This is a genomic window from Coriobacteriia bacterium (assembly GCA_031292615.1).
Classification (GTDB): domain Bacteria; phylum Actinomycetota; class Coriobacteriia; order Anaerosomatales; family JAAXUF01; genus JARLGT01.
In genome coordinates, this window is sequence record JARLGT010000127.1 from 13,745 (window position 1) to 34,967 (window position 21,223).

General features: G+C 65.8%; 20 protein-coding genes. 4 read left to right on the forward strand and 16 right to left on the reverse strand.

What is annotated here, in order from left to right; genetic code table 11:
• Position 1 precedes the first annotated feature (1 nt).
• The 3 genes from P4L93_11960 to arcC all read right to left on the reverse strand — a co-directional run bounded on the left by P4L93_11960 (position 2) and on the right by arcC (position 3,502).
• A complete protein-coding gene (locus P4L93_11960; protein ID MDR3687659.1) occupies positions 2 to 1,429 on the reverse strand; it encodes an amino acid permease in 1,428 nt (475 codons plus the stop codon).
• A 39-nt stretch (positions 1,430 to 1,468) separates the two neighbouring features.
• On the reverse strand, positions 1,469 to 2,482 hold the full coding sequence (gene argF, locus P4L93_11965; GenBank protein ID MDR3687660.1) for an ornithine carbamoyltransferase: 1,014 nt from the start codon (positions 2,480 to 2,482) through the stop codon (positions 1,469 to 1,471).
• Positions 2,483 to 2,569: 87 nt separating this feature from the next.
• Positions 2,570 to 3,502, reverse strand: coding sequence for a carbamate kinase (arcC, locus tag P4L93_11970; GenBank protein MDR3687661.1), 933 nt, complete (start codon positions 3,500 to 3,502; stop codon positions 2,570 to 2,572).
• Positions 3,503 to 3,645: 143 nt separating this feature from the next.
• Between arcC and P4L93_11975 the strand changes: the two genes are divergently transcribed.
• Positions 3,646 to 4,320 carry a TetR/AcrR family transcriptional regulator gene (locus P4L93_11975; protein ID MDR3687662.1) on the forward strand — a complete coding sequence of 225 codons (675 nt, stop codon included), beginning with the start codon at positions 3,646 to 3,648 and terminating at the stop codon, positions 4,318 to 4,320.
• Positions 4,321 to 4,324: 4 nt separating this feature from the next.
• On the opposite strand, the gene P4L93_11980 is transcribed toward P4L93_11975, so the two are convergent.
• From P4L93_11980 to P4L93_12000, 5 genes are all read right to left on the reverse strand, one after another.
• Positions 4,325 to 4,936 (reverse strand): hypothetical protein, encoded by a 612-nt coding sequence (locus tag P4L93_11980; GenBank protein MDR3687663.1) that lies wholly within the window; start codon positions 4,934 to 4,936, stop codon positions 4,325 to 4,327.
• Positions 4,937 to 4,946: 10 nt separating this feature from the next.
• Positions 4,947 to 6,287 (reverse strand): ferredoxin reductase family protein, encoded by a 1,341-nt coding sequence (locus tag P4L93_11985; GenBank protein ID MDR3687664.1) that lies wholly within the window; start codon positions 6,285 to 6,287, stop codon positions 4,947 to 4,949.
• 86 nt (positions 6,288 to 6,373) lie between these two features.
• A complete protein-coding gene (locus tag P4L93_11990; protein ID MDR3687665.1) occupies positions 6,374 to 6,973 on the reverse strand; it encodes a hypothetical protein in 600 nt (199 codons plus the stop codon).
• Positions 6,974 to 7,083: 110 nt separating this feature from the next.
• The gene (locus P4L93_11995; protein ID MDR3687666.1) at positions 7,084 to 8,163 is read right to left on the reverse strand and encodes a hypothetical protein; all 1,080 of its coding nucleotides are present in this window, start codon (positions 8,161 to 8,163) and stop codon (positions 7,084 to 7,086) included.
• A gap of 188 nt (positions 8,164 to 8,351) precedes the next feature.
• Entirely contained in the window at positions 8,352 to 8,903 is a 552-nt protein-coding gene (locus tag P4L93_12000; protein ID MDR3687667.1) for an Hsp20/alpha crystallin family protein, read from the reverse strand.
• Between the two features lie 196 nt (positions 8,904 to 9,099).
• Between P4L93_12000 and P4L93_12005 the strand changes: the two genes are divergently transcribed.
• Positions 9,100 to 9,954, forward strand: coding sequence for an NmrA/HSCARG family protein (locus P4L93_12005; protein ID MDR3687668.1), 855 nt, complete (start codon positions 9,100 to 9,102; stop codon positions 9,952 to 9,954).
• Positions 9,955 to 10,008: 54 nt separating this feature from the next.
• On the opposite strand, the gene clpB is transcribed toward P4L93_12005, so the two are convergent.
• From clpB to dnaK, 5 genes are all read right to left on the reverse strand, one after another.
• A complete protein-coding gene (gene clpB, locus P4L93_12010; GenBank protein ID MDR3687669.1) occupies positions 10,009 to 12,588 on the reverse strand; it encodes an ATP-dependent chaperone ClpB in 2,580 nt (859 codons plus the stop codon).
• A 220-nt stretch (positions 12,589 to 12,808) separates the two neighbouring features.
• Positions 12,809 to 13,174 carry a helix-turn-helix transcriptional regulator gene (locus P4L93_12015; protein MDR3687670.1) on the reverse strand — a complete coding sequence of 122 codons (366 nt, stop codon included), beginning with the start codon at positions 13,172 to 13,174 and terminating at the stop codon, positions 12,809 to 12,811.
• An 84-nt stretch (positions 13,175 to 13,258) separates the two neighbouring features.
• Entirely contained in the window at positions 13,259 to 14,386 is a 1,128-nt protein-coding gene (gene dnaJ / locus P4L93_12020; protein ID MDR3687671.1) for a molecular chaperone DnaJ, read from the reverse strand.
• A 3-nt stretch (positions 14,387 to 14,389) separates the two neighbouring features.
• Complete coding sequence (gene grpE / locus P4L93_12025) at positions 14,390 to 15,046, reverse strand: nucleotide exchange factor GrpE (GenBank protein ID MDR3687672.1); 657 nt, start codon at positions 15,044 to 15,046, stop codon at positions 14,390 to 14,392.
• 2 nt (positions 15,047 to 15,048) lie between these two features.
• Positions 15,049 to 16,950: a molecular chaperone DnaK gene (dnaK, locus tag P4L93_12030; GenBank protein ID MDR3687673.1), complete on the reverse strand. Its 1,902-nt coding sequence runs from the start codon at positions 16,948 to 16,950 to the stop codon at positions 15,049 to 15,051.
• A gap of 317 nt (positions 16,951 to 17,267) precedes the next feature.
• Here dnaK and P4L93_12035 point away from each other — a divergent pair, with 317 nt between their 5' ends.
• Entirely contained in the window at positions 17,268 to 17,456 is a 189-nt protein-coding gene (locus P4L93_12035; protein MDR3687674.1) for a 4Fe-4S binding protein, read from the forward strand.
• Between the two features lie 77 nt (positions 17,457 to 17,533).
• On the opposite strand, the gene P4L93_12040 is transcribed toward P4L93_12035, so the two are convergent.
• Together P4L93_12040 and P4L93_12045 are read right to left on the reverse strand one after the other, a co-directional pair.
• Positions 17,534 to 18,103: a hypothetical protein gene (locus P4L93_12040; GenBank protein MDR3687675.1), complete on the reverse strand. Its 570-nt coding sequence runs from the start codon at positions 18,101 to 18,103 to the stop codon at positions 17,534 to 17,536.
• Positions 18,100 to 19,047, reverse strand: coding sequence for an NAD-dependent epimerase/dehydratase family protein (locus tag P4L93_12045; GenBank protein MDR3687676.1), 948 nt, complete (start codon positions 19,045 to 19,047; stop codon positions 18,100 to 18,102). The genes P4L93_12040 and P4L93_12045 overlap by 4 nt, the downstream gene beginning before the upstream one ends.
• 228 nt (positions 19,048 to 19,275) lie before the next feature.
• Between P4L93_12045 and P4L93_12050 the strand changes: the two genes are divergently transcribed.
• The gene (locus tag P4L93_12050; GenBank protein MDR3687677.1) at positions 19,276 to 19,674 is read left to right on the forward strand and encodes a hypothetical protein; all 399 of its coding nucleotides are present in this window, start codon (positions 19,276 to 19,278) and stop codon (positions 19,672 to 19,674) included.
• A gap of 36 nt (positions 19,675 to 19,710) precedes the next feature.
• Here P4L93_12050 and lon read toward each other — a convergent pair.
• Positions 19,711 to 21,223, reverse strand: a 1,513-nt coding sequence (gene lon / locus P4L93_12055; GenBank protein MDR3687678.1) for an endopeptidase La, incomplete at its 5' end; no start/stop codon positions are given.

Here is a 21,223-nt window from a genome sequence, read left to right on the forward strand (position 1 = left end):
CTTAGGCCTTGACCCGGGCGGCCTTGTTCTTCGCTTGGAAGTAGAGCCAGAAGCCGACCGCGATCGACAACGCCGTGCCGATGCCCGTCACGCTCCAATACAGCGTCTTGGGCGTGCCCTCTGGGACTGCGTAGAAGAAGAGGAACAGCGTCAGCACGATGCCGGCTTCGCACAGGATGGTCCACAACCATGCGCCGAACTCGCCCAGCGGCACCCTGTACGGGCGAGGCTGGTCGGGAAACTTCTTGCGCAGCATGATCAGCGCCGGGAACATCAGCACGTACGGCAGCAGGAACACGACGGAGGACAGCGCGAAGATCGTCCAGAAGATCGAGTCGTTGTTCGCAAACAGCGTGAAGTTGATGACCGTCACGACGCTGGCGATGAGACCCATCAGGTAAAACGCGTAGTCCGGCGTGCCAAACGTCTTGCTCTCGTGCCCGAAGACACCGGGAGCGGTCTTGTCCATGCCCGTTGCAGCGATGCTGTGGTTCGAGCCGATAGACCACGTCACCATGTTGCCGAGGAACGTGAAGAGCAGTCCCACGATCACAACTTGGTACAGCCATCCCCAGCCCGGCATCAGACTGTCGAACGCCAGCTTGAGCGCATCGGCGATACCGGTGACGATGCTGACGTCCTTGAGCGGAATCGCAGCCAAGATGCCGAACGTCGAGAACATGTAGATGAACAGGATCGCGCCGCCGGCAAACAGGATCATCTTCGGCACGTCGCGCTTGGGGTCGTGAATCGCGTCTCCGGCCGAGCTCATGAGCTCGAAGCCCATGAAGCTGTAGATGATGACCGGCATGAACGCGAGCGTGCCCAGATCCCAGCTCGGCATGAAGTCCTTGGGTGCGAACGAGTTGGCCGCGCCGTTCTTCATCAGGAAGGCCACGCCCACGCAGCCGAGCAGCAGCAGCACGATGACCTTGAGTGCCGCGCTTAGGTTGGGCACCCACTTCGAAAGCCACATCGGCAGGACGCCGATACCGACCATCACCCAGATCATCACGAGGACGATCCACATCTCCCCAGTAGAGCTCAGGCTGGGGAAGAAGACGCTCTTGAGGGTACCGGTGAACAGCACAAACACGCTCGGTGCCCATAGCGCCACGTTGACCCAGTACAGCCAAGCCGTGACCGTGCCCCACATCGGGCCGAACGCCTCTTTGACCCATACGTAGATGCCGCCCTCATCCGGCCACGCGGCGCCCAACTCGGCGGTCACGAAACCGTACGGGATGAAGAAGGCGATGGCGAGGATGACCCACAGGCTCAGGCCCTGCACGCCGATTGCAGCAGACGCACCTACGGTGTCGGCGACCAGAATCGCTGAGACCGAGAACAGGACCATCGACAGCAGCCCGAACGCCTTCTTGGACTTTCCTCCTAGCTCGGCTGGCGCCGCAGTTGTCATGTCAGCCATGACGTTTCCTTTCGTTCGAGTCCTTCAGGAGTCTGGCCGCTAGGAGACAAGCGCCTTGCCGATGGGCTGCATGCGCGGATCGCTCGGCAACTCGTCGATGCCGATGAGCGCGAGCATGAGCGCCTTTTGGAAGTGCATGCGGTTCTCGGCCTGCGGGAAGATGATCGAAGCGGCCGAATCGGCAACCTCATCGGTGACCTCTTCGCCACGCGTTGCGGGCAGGCAGTGCATGAACTTGGCGCCCGGCTTGGCCTTGCGCATCAGCTCGGCGTTGACCTGGAACGGCGTGAACGCCTTGACGCGCGCCTCGTACTCGGCCTCCTGGCCGGTCCACCACCAGCAGTCGGTGTAGATGAAGTCGGCGCCCTCGATGGCCTCGAGCGGATCGTGGGTCAGCAGGAACGAGCCGCCGCTCTCGGCAGCGAACTTCTTCGCGTCCGCCTGGAGCTCCGGTGCCATCTCGTAGCCCACCGCGTTGCCGATTCGCACGTTCAGGCCGAGCTTGGTGAGCGTGGTCGAGAGCGAGTTGCACGGGTGCGCAGCGTCGCCGAGATAGGCGAAGGTGACGCCTTGCAGCTTGCCTGCGTGCTCGAGGATGGTCAGCGCGTCGCTCATGGACTGAGCGGGGTGACGGTTGCTGTCCATTCCGTTGAAGACCGGCACGGTTGCGTGGCGGGCAAGCTCCTCGATCGTCTCGTTCTTCTTCGAGCGGATCTCTATCGCGTCGTTCATGCGCGAGAGCACCGCGGCCGTGTCGCCAACACTCTCGCGACCCGGCAGGTGGATCTCACCCGGGCGCAGGTACAGCGCGTTGCCGCCCAGCTCGGCGAATCCGTTCTCGAAGCTGACGCGCGTACGCGTGGACGACGCCTCGAAGATCATCGCGAGGTGGCGGCCCGGCAAGAACGGCGTCAGGCGCATCTCGCCACGGAGCTTCTTGAGATGCACAGCAAGCACGAGCAGATCCTCGAGCTCCTTGCGAGTGAAGTCGAGATCCGTGAGGAAGTTGCGACCCCTCAGGTACTTCAGTCCAGGCAGAGTTCCGATATCCATGCTGTTCCTCCCAGTTCCGGCCGCAAACCGCGGCTGACCGTCTATGTCATGCCGAGCTGGGCGCTCGGCATCGCTACCGTCTTGCGGCTACTCCGCCGACTCGCCCGCGCCGAGAAACACGCTCGTCCCGGCAGTACCGGCGACGATCGCTTCGATATCCTCGAGGCTGCCGATGGCCGCTCGCTTGCCCGTCTTCCTGGCGAAGCGCGCGGCTGCTTGTACCTTCGGCCCCATCGAACCCTCGGCGAACTCGAAGGCTTCGATCTGGTCGGGGGTCACTTCCGCCAGCAGGTGTTGGCTCGGCGATCCCCACTCGGCGTACACGCCCGGGGCGTCGGTGGCCATCACGAAGAGGTCCGCGCCCAACTCCTGCGCGAGCAACTCGGAGGCGAGATCCTTGTCGATAACGGCCTCGGAGCCCACGAGGGTCCGAGTCCCGTCAGGCAGATACGCCGTGGGGATGCCGCCCCCGCCCGCGCAGATGACCACGGTCCCCCTCTCGATGAGCCACTTGATGGGATCCAGCTCGAAGATCTGCTTGGGCTGCGGGGACGCGACGACGCGGCGGGGCTTGTCGCCATCCATCTTGAACGTCCAGCCCTTCTCGGCTGCGAGGCGGTCTGCCTCCTCGCGACTGTACTGAGGGCCAACGAACTTGGTGGGATTCTCGAAGGCCGGATCGTTCGGGTCGACCTCGACCATCGTAAGAATGGTCGCCAGCGGCTTCTCGAACGGCAGCAGGTTGCCGAGCTCTTGCTCGATCATGTAGCCGATCATGCCCTCGGTCTGAGCGCCGAGCACGTCGAGCGGATATGCCTCGACGTCCTTGTACGCGGCCGCTTGGAGCGCAAGAAGGCCGACCTGAGGCCCGTTGCCGTGTGCGAGTACGAGATTGTGATGCTCGACCAATGGCGCCAGCGCCTTGGCCGCGACGCGCACGTTCTTGCGCTGCATCTCGGCTGTCATGGGCTCGGAACGCTTCAGCAGCGCATTCCCCCCAAGGGCCACCACGACCGTCATCTTGCTCATTCGCCAACACCCCGACTCGTCGTCTCCGGGTTACCGATCTGGCACCCGGCATCTAATTTATTTGTCCGGACGGACAAATCGAGACTAGGCGCTATACTGGGACCTGTCAACAACCCCGACTAGGGAGCTTTCCGATGGCGGAAGAAGAGCAGAAGCGCGGGCCGGGCCGGCCGCGGACGCGCGCTAAGGCGCTGCAGCTGCGCGCCCTAGATCCGCTTGCCTCGCTCCCCCCCACCGCCGTCAACATCCTCGAGGCGGCTCGGCGGATTCTCGTGCGCGATGGATTCTCGGCGCTCTCGCTCTCCGCAGTCGCCGATGAGGCCGGAGAGTCCAAGGCCAGCATCGGCTACCACTTCGGCAACAAGGACGGCATGATCGTCGCGCTGGTCGACTCGCTGGTGCACGAGGCGAATCGCGGGCTCGTGACCGAGACCCATCTCTACCCGATGGGCGAGCAGCGGCTGCGCGTTCTCATGGAGGGCGAGATGCGGATCATCGAGGACAGCGTGAGTTTCGTGGCGCTGCTCGAGATCCTCCCGTACGCGATGCGCCAAGAGTCGCTCCGGACTAGGATCGCGGAACTCTACGCCGGCTACCGCGACACGGTCTTGCGCGCGCTCGACGCACAAGACGACCCGAACCGAGCTCCGCTCGCCTCGTTCGCCTCGCTGACAATCGCGGTGGTGGACGGGCTTTCCATCCAGCACGGGCTCGACCCCGCGCGCGTAGACGTTGAAGCCGCAACACTGCTGTGGCTCAAGATGGCTCGCTGCCTGTTGAGCGACATCGGCCTCGTGGATATGGGCTAGGCGCCTAGCGGGCGCCTGCGGTCGACTCGGCGCTCGAAGGCACGTGGCACCAGTCGCAGGACTCAGCGCCGAACGCTTGATGGCTTCTGGGAAGTGTTGGCTGGCTGCCGATTCGATGGCAGTAGAGGCAGTGCGCAAACGCGCCGGCGACGGGGTGCGTAAGCTTCGGCAGCACTTCGGCGGCCACGCCCACAGCAGTCGGCTCGGTGGACGCCTTCGCTCCGTCGGCGTCGTGGCAGAACAGGCATCGCTTCTCTCGAAACCCCAGGTGGTCGCTCGGCATGCTGTAGTCAGAGTCCGGGTCGCCGTGGCACGTCGCACAACGGTCGTTGCCCATCGACACCGAGTGCGGCACCAAGGTGATCGGGCGCGGCGAGTGGCACGACGGGCACGAGCTGTTGGTGAAGTAGCGATGCGTCAGCGGCACACCTGCGCCGAAGTGGCAGTGCGTGCAGGCGTCGTTGCGTGCTGAGATGGGATGCGGAATCGTCACAGGTAGCGTCTGGGCGGCCGAGGCGGGCACGCGCGCTTGGACCGACCACGCGAACGCGAGCGCGGTCGCCACGAGCAGGGCGACGATCAGCCCCACAACAGCCGAGACGATCCTGTGGTTCATGGCCTCCTCCTCACACCATGTCGAAGCGCTCGGTGTGGACTCGGTCGGCCGGGATCCCGATGGACGGCAATGCGGTCTCCATCGCGTCCATCAGCGGGTTGGGACCACAGACGAAGTACTGGAAGTGCCGACGAAGCGGATCTGGCAGGTGCCGCTTGAGCAGCTCGGCGGTGATGAAACCGCGCTCGCCCGCCCACGCGTCGCTCGGTCGCGCGAGCACGCGCACGATCTGCAGGTTGCCCATGCGGTCGTCGAGCGCCTGCAGCTCGGCGTCGAAGATCAAGTCGTTCTCGGTGTTGGCGCCGTAGAACAGCACGACCGGCCGCACGTCGCCGCGGCGCTCCATGGCCAACAGCATCGAGTACACCGGCGTGATGCCCACTCCCCCGCCGATCAGCCCGTAGCCGGCGCCCTCCTCCCGGTCCATCGTGAAGACGCCGTGCGGACCGTCAACCCATGCGCGGTCGCCTGGCTCGAGGGCCGGTACCACCGTGCCGGACCAGTCGCCAAGGTTCTTGATCGTGAACGTGATCTCGCCGACGGGAGACGGTATGTCGCCATTGGAGGAGAAGCAGATCGGGTGCTGGGTCAGCGCGAAGGGCGAGCGGCCAAAGCCGACCCACCCGAACTGCCCAGGCTCGAACGTGAACCCGTCATGCCCCACGGGGCGCAGCACGATGGTGCGCGCGTCGCCGATCTCCTCGCGGTTCTCCACGACCTCCCAAGGCCGCTTGCGCATCTGCAGTGGCCGGGCGAGCCGATAGCGCAGGAACATCCCCAAGAACGCAACGACATAGAGCGCCCATGCAGCGCGCATGACCGGGAGCGCCGAGAAACGTCCAACCGCCGCGATATGGATGCCAGCCGTTGCGAACAGCGCCATCGAGAGCGTGCCATGGATACCCTGCCAGACCTCGTAGGAAGTCCCAAGACGCTTGCGCAGCACCGAGAGCCCGACGATCAGCAGCGCCGCCAGAAACGCGGCCGATCCCATCCAGACCGGCCATGGATTGCCGCCCCATGGAAGCAGAATGCGCGTGGTGTAGCCACCCGTCGCGATGAGGAGCAGTGGGTGCAGCGCAACCAGCACGAGCGCCGTGATGCCAATCTGTCGGTGGAACTGCAGCAGCGAGTCCTCGCCGAATGCGCTGGCGGCGCCATCGAAGCGCGCGACCAGCGCAAGTTCGGCGGCCATGATCGCCAGGCCGATGTAGGCGAAACCCGCCGAGAGGTTCACGAGGAAGAACGGCGACTGGGCCGGGTTGATGAAGACCGCCCCCACGACCAGCGGGAAGGTGATGAGGAACGTGTACAGGCCGAACCAGAACACGCCCCTGATCATGAGCCGCATAAAACGGACCCCCGCTTGAATAGATGCTTGAGGTCCATCTTAGCGGTAGCGGCGTAACCTCGTACCCCGGTTCGGTCTCGCGAGTGCTAGAGCGCGTTGACGACCTTGAGTTCCCACTCGGCGATCGAGAGGGCTTCCTCGGCGGCGGCCTCGGCCAGGAACCGCATCTTGAACCGGTGAGCCGCGATCGAGTTGACGTCGGTCCACTTGGAGTTCAGCTCGCCCGCACGAGCGGCGACCAGGACTGGGCGGTCGACGGGGCACTCTGGAGGCATCGCCACGAGGCCGAGGCACCAGTAGTGCTTGAGCACCAGGCCCAGGCTCTTCTGTGCGTGGGAGATCCGGAATCCCGGCTCGTAGCCGAACTTGGGATGCCGAGCCTGCCGGAAGTACTGCCCGAAGCCTCGGTTCATGTGAGCCTGGAGGCGCACGAGGTCGGCCTCGTACTGGTCGGGCGACGATGGTTCGACGTATTCGGCTGCAATGCTCTCGAGCATCTGCTTCCAACCCACCGACGCGTCGTAGCGATTCGACGCGGTTGCGGCCGGAGCGTACAACGCGTTCTTGACCACCGCCGATGCGATGGCGTCTTGGAGTGCCCGAGCGCGGGCAACGTCCGGGCCCTGGTCGGCGCCGAAGCGCCTCAGGAACTGAGTCTTCTGTTCAGCGAGATCCTCAAGCGGCATCGAACGGCTCCTTGCGCCGAGTCTAGGTATCGCCACCAGCCTACCGCAGCACGTCGGGCAGTCGCACGAGGCGCGAATCCGGAGCGCGCAGCGGCGGCGTGCGCCCCTTGCTACTTGTAGTAGGAGCTCGCGCTCTGACCGTGTGCCCCGTGGCAGCTCGTCGCCGAGCATCCCGTCTGCGGACAGGTGAACATCCGCTTCTTGGTCACGGTGCGCGCGGCCGGCTTGAGCGTGACGGCCGTCTTGGGCTTGGCGACGGCGACCGTCTGGGGCTTGACGGTGGTATGGCGGGTCGCGGATGCCACGGTGCTCTTGTGCGTCGAGGCCTTCTTCGCGACGGATGTGGCGGCCTTGTGCTTGGGCGTCGCCTGCTTGGCGAGGTTCTTGGTCTTGTAGAAGACAGCGGCACTCACTCCGGCAGTGCCGTGACACGTCGAAGCTGTGCAGCCGGTCTTGGGACAGACTTGTAGGGTGGCCGTGGCGACGCTACCCGACTGCGACGCATGTGCGAGCAGTGGGCTGACCATCCCCACGCCGAGGAAGATCGCGAGCCCGAGCGCGGCCGTCACAGCGAAGACCGATGCCGCTCGCATTGCTGCAGCCCGCTCGGCAGCCGCCTGTTTGGCGCGCACCCCACGCTGGCTGGAGCGTCGCGTGCCGACGTCTGCCGCAATCGCGACCTGCGGCGAGCCGGCCGTGCGTCGGCTCGCGGCGGCAACGACGGCGGCACCGCGAGCGCGTGCCGGCGCGGACGTATCGGCGAGGCGCTTCGCGGTTCCGACGATCCAGCGCCAGTGCAAGGCGCCGTGAAGCGCGAACAGCGCGATCGTAGCGTTGGCCGACCAGAGGTGCACTGCGTGCCACACGAGCAGGTGAGCCGAGTTGATGCCGAGCGGCCCGACGAACCACGTCGAGACCATGAAGCCGCTGAGCATCACGGCGACTGTGGAGACCAGCAGAGCGCAGTCCACAACGAAGTTCAGTCGTGACGCGCTGAAGAGACGCTTGAGGAACGTGCGGAGGACCTGGATGGCCCACTGCCAGTTGACGATGAGGTGCAGCAGAAGTGGCGCGATGATGGCGATGCTGAGCCACTGATGCAGCGAGATACCGGTCCATGTGGGCCGGTAGGCCGAGACAAGACCGATCGTCAGCAGGATGTCGAGCATGAAGCGTGTTCGAGCGCGCAAACGTGGCTCCTTGGCTTCGGGCGTAGATGGCAAATGGCTTGAGGTTAAAGGCGGAGTCTACGGAACGCACGTGAAGATGGGGTGAGGCGGCCATGAGGCTCCTCTAATGTGACGCACCTGCACCGAGGGCCCGGCCGCCGTCTCGGCAGTCGGGCCCTCGGTGGTCGAACCTGGTGCGGCCCTTCGCACTAGTGCGTCATGCCTACGTGCTGAGCGGGCTGCTCGGCGGGCACGTGGAGAGGCTGCTCCACCGGCGCCTGCGCCACCTGCTCGATGGGCTTGGCTGCAGGCGCGGCACCGATCGCGATCTTGGTGGTCGTGGGCTTGACGGCCTCGAGCGCCTTGGGGACGTGGATCTCGAGCATACCGTCGTGGAAGTCGGCCCTGATCGACGCCGGGTCGACGCCTTCCGGCAGTGCGATGGAACGCTCGAAGGAGCCGAAGCTCGACTCACGCACCATCCATCCCTCGTCCTCGCGCTCGGTCTCGGCCTTGCGCTCGCCCCGGATCGAGAGCACGCCCTCGGTGACTTCGATGTCCACGTCCTCGGGCTTGATTCCAGCAAGCTCGACGTTAACGGCGAGGTCATCTCCCGCGCGCTTCACGTTGATTCGAGGCATCCAGGCCGTGGTCGCCGTTCCCGATCGACCCTCGCCCGAACCCATCCGAGTGAAGATGCGGTCCATGTCGCGCTGCATCTGGAGCATCTCGCCGAACGGATCCCATCTCGTAATCGCCATGACTACATCACCTCCACTTATTCGAAGCGCTGCCGGGCATGGCGGTCGCGACAGCGCCGTTTGCACTACTACTTTGGTATTCCCAGCTCCAACGCGCCCGGTGCTCGCGAAGTGTGACGGTCCTGTGAATTCGGGCGCGGCGCCACAGAGTGGGGAAAGCTAGTCGGGGAGCACATCGTGAACAAGGAGCCAAGCCATGAGCACACGACCGAGCATCGTTGTCACCGGAGCGACCGGCCAACAGGGCGGGGCCACCGCCCGCCATCTTCTGGCCCAGGGATGGCCGATCCGCATCTTCGTGCGCGATCCCAACAAGGCGGCAGCTGTTGCGCTCGTGGCTGCCGGTGCCGAGATCGCGGTTGGAGACTTCTCGGACCCGGACTCGCTGGAAAACGCTTTCTATGGCGCCCACGGCGTCTACTCGGTTCAGACGTGGCGCGGCCCTGGTGGCGCCGAAGCCGAGAAGACCTTCGGCCTCAATGTTGCGGAGGCGGCTGCGCGCGCCGGCATCGCGCACCTCGTGTACTCCAGCGTCGGCGGCGCGGACCGGGCGCCGCAGCTCGCGCACTTCGCAAGCAAGTGGGAGATCGAGCAGCGGATTCACGGGCTGGGCATCCCCGCGACGGTACTTCGGCCGACATCATTCATGGACAACTTCCGCTGGCAGGCCGACGGAATCCGCGCCGGTAAGCTAGTTCAGGGCACCAAGCCAACCACGCGACTGCAGATGATCGCGGTCGACGACGTCGGTGCGCTGGCCGCGCTTGCGTTCTCGGCGCCCGAAGAGTGGATCGGCCGCACTATCGAGATCGCCGGCGACGAACTCACGATGGTCCAAGCCGCCGCGGTGTTCGCCGAGCGGCTCGGCAGGCCAGTAGAGTACTCGCCGACCAACGAGGAACGCCCGGGCGGCGGCGAGGAAGCCCACAAGATGCAGAGGTGGTTCGACGAGGACGGGTACCGGGCGGACATCCCGGCTCTTCGCGCGATCTACCCGCCGCTGAAGGACCTGCGCACGTACCTGGCACAAGCGGAGTGGTTGGAGTCGTGACCGGGACGCGGCCGTGCTAGTAGGGAGTCGGTCCCGCCACGCCGAGCCGAACCGCTAGCCGACTTCGTACTCCCCGCTGGAATCCAGCCCGATGGTCACGGTACTGCCCTCGTGAATGCTGCCCTCGATGAGCGACTTGGCCACTCGGTCCACGACTTCACGCTGGATGAGCCGCTTGAGTGGCCGGGCGCCAAAGACCGGGTCGAAGCCGTCCAGCGACAACCGCTCAACAGCGGCGTCGGAGAGCACGAGTGCGATCTTGCGCTCGGCGAGCCGTGCACGAACGGACTCGAGCTGCAGCACGACGATGTCGGCGATCTGGTCGAGCGACAGCGCGTGGAACGTCACGACGTCGTCGATGCGGTTGAGGAACTCGGGACGGAACGTCGCCCGCAGCGCCTCTTCGAGCATGCGGTCGCGCTCTTTCTCGTCGGCGCCGCCCTCGGCGAACATCTGGATGAACTGGCTGCCCACGTTGCTGGTCATGATAATGATGGCGTTCTTGAAGCTGACGACGCGCCCTTGCCCGTCGGTCAGGCGGCCATCGTCGAGCACCTGCAGCAGCACGCCAAAGACGTCTGGGTGCGCCTTCTCGATCTCGTCGAGCAGGATGACGCTGTACGGCCTGCGCCGCACGGCCTCGGTGAGCTGGCCGCCCTCTTCGTAGCCCACGTAGCCAGGAGGTGCACCGATGAGCCGCTGCACGCTGAACTTCTCCATGTACTCCGACATGTCGATGCGCACCATCGCGCGCTCGTCGTCGAAGAGGAAGTTAGCGAGCGTCTTGGCCAGCTCGGTCTTGCCCACGCCGGTGGGGCCGAGGAACAAGAAGCTACCGATCGGCCGGTCGGGATCCGAGAGCCCGGCCCGCGAGCGCCGGATCGCACCGGCAACGACGGCCACCGCCTCGTCCTGGCCGATGACGCGCTGGTGTAGCACGTCTTCGAGGTTGGCGAGCTTGGCCATCTCGCCCTGCATGAGTCGAGAGACCGGCACGCCGGTCCACGCCGAGACAACCTCGGCGATCTCTTCCTCGGTGACCTCTTCTTTGAGCATCGCGCCATTGGTCTGCAGCTCGCGCAGCTTCGCGTCGGCGGCAACGATGTCGGCCTCGAGCTGCGGGATGCGTCCGTAGCGCAGCTCGGCGGCGCGCGTCAGGTCGCCCTCGCGGGTAGCGCGCTCCTCGTCCATCTTCGCCTCGTCGAGCTCGGCCTTGAGCTCCTGGACGCTGGTGATGATGGTCTTCTCGTTTTGCCACGTCGCCTTCATCCCGGCAAGCTGCTCGTTGACCTGTGCCATCTCGGCGCGCAGGGCCTCGAGTCGCTCGACGCTGGTGGCGTCGGTCTCCTTGGCCAGCGCCATCTCCTCGATCTGGAGCTGAGTGAGGTGGCGAGCGACCGTGTCGATCTCGGCGGGCATCGAGTCGATCTCGATGCGCAGGCGGCTGGCCGACTCGTCGATCAAGTCGATCGCCTTGTCGGGCAGGAAGCGGTCGGCGATGTAGCGGTTCGAGAGCTCGGCGGCGGCCACTATCGCGCTGTCAGTGATGCGCACGCCGTGATGGACCTCGTACTTCTCCTTGAGACCCCTCAAGATCGCGATCGTGTCCTCGACGCTGGGTTCGCCCACGTAGACCGGCTGGAACCGGCGCTCGAGGGCGGCATCCTTCTCGATGTGCTTGCGGTACTCGTCGAGCGTGGTGGCGCCGATCGCGTGCAGCTCGCCCCGGGCGAGCGCGGGCTTGAGCATGTTGCCCGCGTCCATCGCGCCTTCGGCCGCGCCTGCGCCGACGATGGTGTGCAACTCGTCGATGAACAGGATGATCTGACCAGCCGCCTCCTCAACCTCGCGCAGCACGGCCTTGAGGCGGTCCTCAAACTCGCCGCGATACTTCGCGCCCGCGACCATCGAAGCCAAGTCGAGCGTGATGACGTCCTTGTCGCGCAGGCTGGAAGGCACGTCGCCAGCGATGATTCTCTGCGCGAGCCCCTCGACGATGGCGGTCTTGCCCGTGCCCGGCTCGCCGATAAGCACCGGGTTGTTCTTGGTGCGGCGAGAGAGGACCTGGATGGTGCGGCGAATCTCGTCGACACGGCCGATGACGGGATCGAGTTTGCCGTCGCGCGCGGCCTGCGTGAGGTTGCGGCCGTAGCGCTCGAGCGCCTGGAACTGCGCCTCGGGGTTCTGGTCGGTGACCTTCGTGCCGCGCCGCAGCTCCTCAAGCGCCGCGGTGAGCCGCGCGCTGGTGGCGCCGGCGCGTTCGAGGACGCGGCCAGCCTCGCCCTTGTCGGCTGCGAGCGCAAGCAGAAGGTGCTCGGTCGAGACGTAGGCGTCCTTCATCTTCTCGGCGGCCTTGAACGAGTCGTTCAGCACCGTGTTGAGGCGCGGTCCCACTTGCAGGACCGCTCCCGTGACTTTGGGCGCCGAGGCAATGACATCGTTGATCGCAGCGTCGAGGGCCGCCGGGTCGGCGCCGACCTTCGACACCAAAGGCCGAATGATGCCCACGGCCTGGTCGAGCAGCGCCTTGAGCAGGTGCTCCGGCTCGATGGCGCCTGCGCTGGCGTCATCGGCGATGCCCTGTGCGGCCTCGATGGCTTCTTGGGCCTTGATGGTGAGTTTGTCGAGCCTCATGACGATCTCCTTCTAATGCGGCTGGCTGCCAGTCGCCCTCGCGCCGAACACGCGGCGCGTCATCTCTTCACTGCTCAAGCCGGAGCCGGCTTGTTCTTGGCCAAGCGTGACCACGCCCAAGCGGCCAGGTGTCAAAGCGGTCCGCCGGGGATTCGGCCCGAACGTACCCCCTCGAGCCAGCCGCCGATCGAACCGGGCCTGCGCTCGCTCATCTCGATACCTAACCCTCGCGCCGCACGACAGGCCCGTAGTCGATACGCACCAGCGCGCTGCTTACTTCTTGGCGGATGCTTTCGCGCGCAGCTCGGGCCGCCGCCTCGGCGCGCTGCATGCGGTCGATGGCCGCCTCGAGTTCGTCGTGCGCGGCTTCGAGTTCCCGTTGCAGCTCGATGATCCGCTCGACGCCAGCGAGATTGACGCCCTCGGCCTGCGTGAGCTGCTGGATGAAGATCAGCCGGTCGACGTCGGCCTGCGAGTACAGTCGCGTGTTGCCCGCCGAGCGCTGCGGCGCCACGAGCTGCTTGCGCTCGTAGATGCGCAGCGTCTGCGGGTGCACCCCAGCCAGCTCGGCTGCCACGCTGATCATGTACAGCGGCCTGTCCTGGTCGCCTCGCTTGCGCTGCTTCACGTCGATCGTCCTTCCTTGCCTCTGAGCCGCGTGGCTGCGTCTCTAGACGATATGGGCGCGCAGGTCTTCGGTGGTCTCGGCGGCGAACTGTTCAAGTGCCGTGCGCTGTGCGTCGGTGAGTTGCTTGGGTACCACGATGTGCGCCTTGACCTTCAGGTCGCCGGAACCGGATCCCTTGAGGTGCGGCGCGCCCTTTCCGCGGATGCGGAAGACCCTGTCGTCCTGCGTTCCGGCGGGAATCTTGAGCTTGACCTTGGCGCCGTCCGGAGCCGGGACGCGGACCTCGGTACCCAGCGCAGCCTCTGCGATCGAGATTGGCAGGCTTAGGACCACATCGGCGCCATCCCGCGTGTAGTAGGGATGCTTCTTGATGTGCGTGATCACGTACAGATCGCCCGTGGGACCGCCGTTGACGCCCGGCTCGCCTTTGGCTTTGAAGCGCAGCTTGCCGCCGTCGTTGGCGCCCGCCGGAACGTTGACCGTGACGGGCTTGCGGCGCCGCACCTTGCCTTGGCCACGACACGCCGAGCAGGGCTGCTCGATGATCGTACCTTCGCCACCGCAGCGCGGACATGGCCGAGAAAAGCCGAACATGCCCTGGCCCTCCGCCTGCGTTCCGCTTCCGCCGCACGCTGGACACGTCGTGGGGCTGGTGCCCGGCTTGGCGCCCGAACCGTTACACACGCTGCACGTCTCGATCGTCTCGGTGTCGACCTGCGTTGACATGCCCGAGAACGCCTGCTCGAACGTGAGGTCCAAGTCGAGCTGAACGTCTCGGCCACGCTGCGGCTGGGGCTGCCGACGAGCTTGTCGCCCGCCGCCACCGCCACCACCGAAGCCACTGAACACGCTGCCGAACAGGTCGCCGAGGTCGCCCATGTCGACGGTCTGGTACTGGACACCGCCGCCACCGGACCGTCCGCCGCCACCCGCTCCATACCCCGGGGGCACGCCTCCAGCGAAGTACTGCCCGTACTGGTCGTACTGGCTCCGCTTCTCGGCGTCGGAGAGGACCTCGTAGGCCTCGTTGATCTCTTTGAACTTCTCCTCGTCGCCACCCGCGTCGGGATGGTGCTTGCGCGCGAGACGGCGGAACGCCTTCTTGACCTCATCGGTCGAAGCGTCCTTCTTAATTCCGAGTGTGTCGTAGTAGTTCGCAGTAGCCGTCATGGCTTACTCCTGGGCCTGGGGCCCTCCGGTAGAGACGACCACCATCGCCGAGCGGATCACGCGCTCGCCAAGCGAGTAGCCCTTCTGGAACACCTCGATGACCGTACCATCCGGCACGCTGGTGTCCTCGCGCTGGCTGACCGCCTGCTGCACCATCGGATCGAAGTGCTCGCCGGTGGGGTCGATCACCGACACGCCCTCCTTGCCCAGCACGCCGAGAATCTGCGCATGCACGGCCTCGACGCCCGCAAGCAGGTGCTTCAGGTCGCCGCCGGCGGTCGTGTGCTCGATGGCGCGCTCCAGGTTGTCCAGAGCGGGCAGCAACTCCGTGACGAGACGCTCGCTTGCGCGGCGACGCTCCTCCTCGCGCTCGCGAGTGATGCGCTTGCGGAAGTTGTCGAACTCAGCCTGCGCGCGCATCGCATGATCGCGATACTCCGCAGACTCGACGCGAAGCGCCTCAAGCTCGGCCTCCAGCTGGTCGCCACGAAGCTCGTATTCAGCGCCAAGATCCTCAAGCAGCTCAGGATCGATAGCGTCCTGTGCGTCCGCCTCAGGCGGAGCCTGGGCGGGGTCCGAAGACCCCGCCGAAGCCTGATGTCTTGCTGAGCGCGGGGTCTTCGGATCCTGTCGCCCAGGCGTGGGATGAGAGGGACTCATCGCTACTTCGCCTCGTCGTCGTCGACAACCTCGTAGTCGGCATCGACCACGTCGTCGGCCGGAGCCTCGCCCTCGGCGCCTTCGCCGGCTGCGTCGTGGCCTTCGGCAGCCTGGTAGACAACCTCGGCAAGCTTGTAGCTGGCCGTCTGCAGCGACTCGGTCTTGGCCTTGATCTCGTCGACGTCGGTGCCCTCAAGCGCCTTCTTCAGCGCATCGCTGGCCTCGTTGACCTCGGTCTTCGTCTCGTCCGGAACCTTGTCGCCAAGATCCTTGAGGGTCTTCTCGGTGGCGTAGACCAGGGTGTCGGCGGTGTTGCGCGCCTCGACCTCTTCCTTGCGCTTGCGGTCCTCGTCAGCGTGCTTGTCGGCGTCGGTGACCATGCGCTCGACTTCGTCGTCGGACAGCGCCGTGGTGCCGGTGATGGTGATGCGCTGCTCTTGACCGGTTCCGCGGTCCTTGGCCGAGACATTCACGATGCCGTTGGCGTCGATGTCGAACGTGACCTCGACCTGCGGCACGCCGCGCGGGGCTGACGGGATGTTCATCAGGTGGAACTTGCCCAGCGTCTTGTTGTCGCCAGCCATCTCGCGCTCGCCCTGTAGCACGTGGATCTCGACGCTCGTCTGGCCGTCTGCGGCCGTCGTATACGTCTCGGTCTTGCGCGTCGGGATGGTGGTGTTGCGCTCGATCATCTTGGTCATGACGCCACCGAGCGTCTCAACGCCGAGAGACAGCGGCGTGACGTCCAGCAGCAGGATGTCCTTGACGTCGCCGGAGAGCACGCCGCCCTGGATGGCCGCGCCAACCGCGACGACCTCGTCCGGGTTGACGCCCATGTGCGGGTCCTTGCCGGTCATCTTCTTGACCAGCTCCTGGACGGCCGGCATGCGGGTCGAGCCGCCGACGAGGATGACCTCGTCGATCTCGCCCATCGAGACGCCAGCGTCCTTCATGGCCGACTCGACCGGCTTGCGGGTGCGCTCGAGCAAGTCGCCCGTGACCTTCTCGAACTCGGCACGCGATAGGGTGATGTCGAGATGCTTGGGGCCGGAAGCATCGGCGGTGATGAAGGGCAGGTTGATGGTGGCCTGCTGCGTGGTCGAGAGCTCCATCTTGGCGCGCTCGGCGGCCTCCTTGAGGCGCTGCAGGGCCATCTTGTCGGCACGAAGGTCGATGCCGTGGTCGGACTTGAACTTGTCGGCGAGCCAGTCGATGACCTTGTGGTCCCAGTCGTCTCCGCCGAGATGGTTGTCGCCGTTGGTCGACTTGACCTCGAAGACGCCGTCGCCCAGCTCGAGGATGGACACGTCGAACGTGCCGCCGCCCAAGTCGAAGACGAGGATCGTCTGGCTCTTGTCGCCCTTGTCCAGGCCGTACGCAAGTGCAGCCGCAGTCGGCTCGTTGATGATGCGCAGAACCTCGAGGCCCGCGATACGGCCTGCGTCCTTGGTCGCCTGGCGCTGCGTGTCGTTGAAGTACGCCGGGACCGTGATGACCGCCTGCGTGATGGTCTCGCCGAGGTACTTCTCGGCGTCGCTCTTGAGCTTCTGGAGGACCATCGCCGAGATCTCCTCGGGCGTGTAGCCCTTGCCCTCGATGTCGACCTCGACGCGGCCGTCCTTGCCCTTGGCGACCTCGTAGGAGATCGTCTTGCGCTCGGCGACGGTCTCCTCGAACTTGCGGCCGATGAAGCGCTTGATCGACGTGATCGTGTTCTCGGGGTTGGTCACGGCCTGGTTCTTGGCCGCCTTGCCGACGACCCGCTCGCCATCCTTGCGGAATGCGACAACCGACGGCGTGGTGCGATCGCCCTCTGCGTTGATGATGATGGTCGGCTCTCCACCTTCGAGGACGGCCATCGCCGAGTTGGTGGTACCGAGATCGATACCGAGTACCTTCGCCATGCTGTTGCTCCCCTTTCACATCGCCTGTTCGCCGCTTTCGCGAGTGCGACCGTTGACTGCATCGTTGAGTTGGCGGGAGTTCGCCGCCTTGCGGCACTCTAAAATCTAAGTGCGGCATTGTCAAGTTATATACCAACGCCACGTGTATTGGTACCCGGCCGCGCACATCCTAACGCCGCTCCGCGTGTTTGCGGTCGGCAAACGACCTTTCTAGAGACGTGCCAAACCCCTTTACACTGCGCGAGTGCGTGGGTAAGGTACGCACGACTAAAAGCAGCCGACGCGCCTAATTCGGCGAGAACCGAGAAGGAGTTTCGATGCCCCGTCCTATCATCAACGAAGACGACTGCTCGGCTTGTGGGATCTGCGTCGACGCGTGCCCCAACGGCGTGCTGGAGATCGTCGGAGACGCGGCCGAGCCGGTCAACGACGAGAACTGCGACGCCTGCGCCACGTGCATGGAAGAGTGCCCGATGGGCGCCATCACGGAGATCGAAGAGGACTAGCGACCCTTCCGTATGAGTGACTTCGAACAGACCGGGAATCCCGGTCTGTTCTCGTGTGGGGGCTCCGGCCGATCTGACTAGTAGACCGGACCCTCGGCCTTAGCCGCTTGCAGCTGGCGCCACACGCGCTTCTTGCGCGCCGCATCGCCGAGAGAGGCTTCCAGCCCGTCGACCGCCACGATGCGGCGCCCCAGCACGCGGGCCTCCTCGCCGAACGCTGGCTGCGCGATTCCGAACGCCTCGGCGACATCGGCGGCAGCCTCGGCATCGAGCGCCAGAATCAGCGTCGGGTCGACCGCCTCGATCTGCAGTCGCAGCCGATCGCTGCGCCGCTCCGCCGAGAGCCCCGGCTCGGGCCGCGAGAGTGTGGCGAAGATCGCGTCCTCGGCCCAGCCCAGCGCAACGAGGGCCTTGCCGGCCGCCTCGCCATCGGCGCCAGTCAGCGCCGCGCCGCCGCTCGCCTCCGCGGGGCCGGCAAAGCCCTTGACCGCTACGACGTCGGCGAAAAGCGAGCCGCTCCACGCCACCGCATCGCTACCCGGCGCGAGCGCATCGGCGGCTGCGAGTTCGGCGCGAGCGCGTGCCTCAAAGACGCCGCGGACCTGCAGCGGTGTCATCTTCGCGTGGGTCTCGGTGGGCTTGCTCACGCCTGCGAGGCGTACCAGCGCCAGGTCATGTCGGCACCCCGCTCAAGCGTCTGGTGAGCACTCCAGCCAAACGTCTTGGCGGCCTTGAGCGGCGAGAGCGAGCTGCGCAGCACGTCTGCCTCGCGCGCTGGCTCGTACTCCACGGCACCTAGGTAGCCGCTCGCGAGCCGCAGCGCCATGAACAGGTCATTGACGCTGGTCTCCAAGCCGGTCGAGACGTTGTACGCGGCGCCGTCGCCGGGCCCTCCAGCAAGCAGCTCCTCGGCCACCAGCGCCGAGACGATTGCGCCGACCACGTCGCCGACGTAGATGAAGTCGCGTGTCTGGTTGCCATCGCCGTAGACGACCGGCGTGACCTGGTCGTGCATCCGCTGGCAGAAGATCGCCACGACTCCGCCCTCGCCGGCGCCGTCCTGACGCGGGCCGTAGACGTTGCTGAAGCGAAACGACGCCCAGTCGGTCGAACTGCCGGCCAGTGCCTCGGCAAGCAGGCCCTCGGCGGCAAGCTTCGAGCGGCCGTACGGGTTGACCGGCGCTTTGGTTGCGCTCTCGTCCAGCGGCAGGTCGGCCGCCGCTGGCTCGCCGTAGACCGCAGCCGACGACGCCGAGATCACGCGCGTGGCGCCTGCCGCTCGGGCTGCCTCGGCGACGATGCGCGTGCCCTCGGCGTTGACCGCCCAGTCGCGGTCGGGGTCGCGCAGCGACTCGGTGACGCTGGCCTGCGCGGCCAGGTGCACCACAGCGTCTGGCGCAAACTCGGCGACGAGCCTGGGAAACGAAGGATCGAGGATGTCGATCACGCGCGACCACGCGTATGGATGTATGTTCTCGCGCTTGCCTGCGGAGAGGTTGTCGATGACGCCCACGTCGTTCCCACCGGCTACAAGCGCGTAGACGAGGTTCGAGCCGATGAAACCGGCTCCGCCGGTGACGAGAACGCGCATGTGCCCTCCAAGTTGAGAGTCGCCGCCCAGCCGAGATGCCGGACGCCCGTGACGTGCCGAAGCGCCCGAGTCGGCCCCGAACAGATTCTAGCGCCCCTCGCTCGGCCTTGGGGCGCGTCTATCTGCTGATTGTGTGATGCGACCCACAAAGATTGACGCCGAGGTGCCGATAATGCCTCTGTACCGCCGAGGGGAAGCTCGGCGCGGCAACCACCGAGGGGCACTCTTGTGAACGCAGTCACGTTGGTCAGGCGCAGTGTGCGGTTCGCGTTCCGCAGAATCGCCATGCCTGCGCTCGTCGCGTCGCTTGCGCTTGGCGCAGCGGCCGGACCGCACGGCGTCACCGCGCGCCTCGCGCCCAAGCCGGCCGTGATTGCCCAAGAACTGCAAGCGCATCGCGATCTGCCCAAGGGAACGACTCTGACCCTGGGCGACCCAAGCAAGCCATTCGTGGTGGCGTACGACGAGAAGGGCCGCATCCTCGTCACGCCGCCGAAAGGCGAGACGTTCGTCGCGCTCGTGGCGCGTGGGTTCTCGCAGATGGGGACGCTGACCCAGCAGGCAACTTCGGCGTTGCACCCCGAACACAGCGAGGTCGCCGCCGCCGCTACGGTCAGCAATCAGTAGCGCCAGCGCGCACCCCGCGCGCGCTGGAAGCGCCGACTATCGCTTGGATCGCTTGCTGGCGGCAAACGTCTTGGGCCTGCACGATCCCACAAGCGCGAGATCGAGCACCTGATCCATGGTGCGGACCGGAATGATCTCGAGCTCCTCGCGAACCTTTACGGGCACGAGTTCGAGGTCGCGCACGTTCTCCTGAGGGATGAGGATCGTGCTCAGACCCGCACGGTGTGCCGCCAGCAACTTGTCCTTGAGCCCGCCGATCGGCAGCACGCGGCCGCGCAGCGTGATCTCACCCGTCATCGCCAGGTCTCGGCGAACCGGACAGCCGATCAAGGCCGAGGCCATCGCCGTGGCCATCGTGATGCCCGCCGAAGGGCCGTCCTTCGGGATGGCCGCAGCCGGCACGTGGATGTGCAGGTCGAGGTTCTCTTGGAAGTCCGGCTCGATTCCCAGGTCCGCCGCCCGCGTGCGAATGTAGCTGACCGCGGCAGTGGCCGACTCGCGCATCACGTCGCCGAGCTGGCCAGTCAGAATCAGATTGCCCTTGCCTGGCATCTTGGTGGCTTCGATGAAGATGACGTCGCCGCCCACCTCGGTCCAGACCAGGCCCGTCGCGACCCCGATCTCGTCGGTCTCCTCGGCCATGCCGTAGGAAAACTTCTCGGGGCCGAGGTACTTGTGCAGCGTGCGCTGGGTGATCGAGGTCTTGCCCCTCTTGCCCTCGACGACCATGCGGGCGACCTGTCGGCAGATCGCGGCAATCTCGCGCTCGAGGCCTCGGACGCCAGCCTCGCGGGTGTATCGGCGGATGATCTCGCGAAGCGCGCTGTCGGCGATGTTGATCTTGCTGGCGGTCAGGCCGTGCTCGCGAAGCTGCTTCGGGACAAGGTAGTCAGTCGCGATGTGGAGCTTCTCTTCCTCGGTGTAGCCGGGGAAGCTAATGATCTCCATGCGGTCGCGAAGTGCCGGCGGGATGGTGTCGAGCAGGTTGGCCGTCGTGATGAACATGACGTTGGACAGATCGAACGGCGCCTCGAGGTAGTGGTCTTGGAAGGCGTAGTTCTGTTCGGGATCGAGCACCTCGAGCAACGCCGAGGTCGGGTCGCCGCGGAAGTCGGCGCCCACCTTGTCGATCTCATCCATCATGAAGACAGGGTTCTTGGTCCCGACGGTGTTGATCGACTGGATGATGCGTCCCGGCAGCGCACCGACGTACGTGCGCCGGTGCCCGCGGATCTCGGCCTCGTCGCGCACGCCACCCAGCGACATACGGATGAACTCGCGACCGAGCGAGCGGGCGATCGAGCGGCCGAGCGAGGTCTTGCCCACACCCGGAGGTCCCACGAAGCACAGGATCGGGCCGCGCATCTGGTCGGTGAGCTTGTGGACCGCCAGGTACTCGAGGATGCGGTCCTTGACCTTCTCCAGGCCGTAGTGGTCGTCCTCGAGGATCTGCTCGGCCTTGTTCAGGTCGATCGGCTTGGACTTGGCCTTGCCCCACGGGATCGACAGCAGCCAGTCGAGGTAGTTGCGCACCACCGTGCTCTCGGCC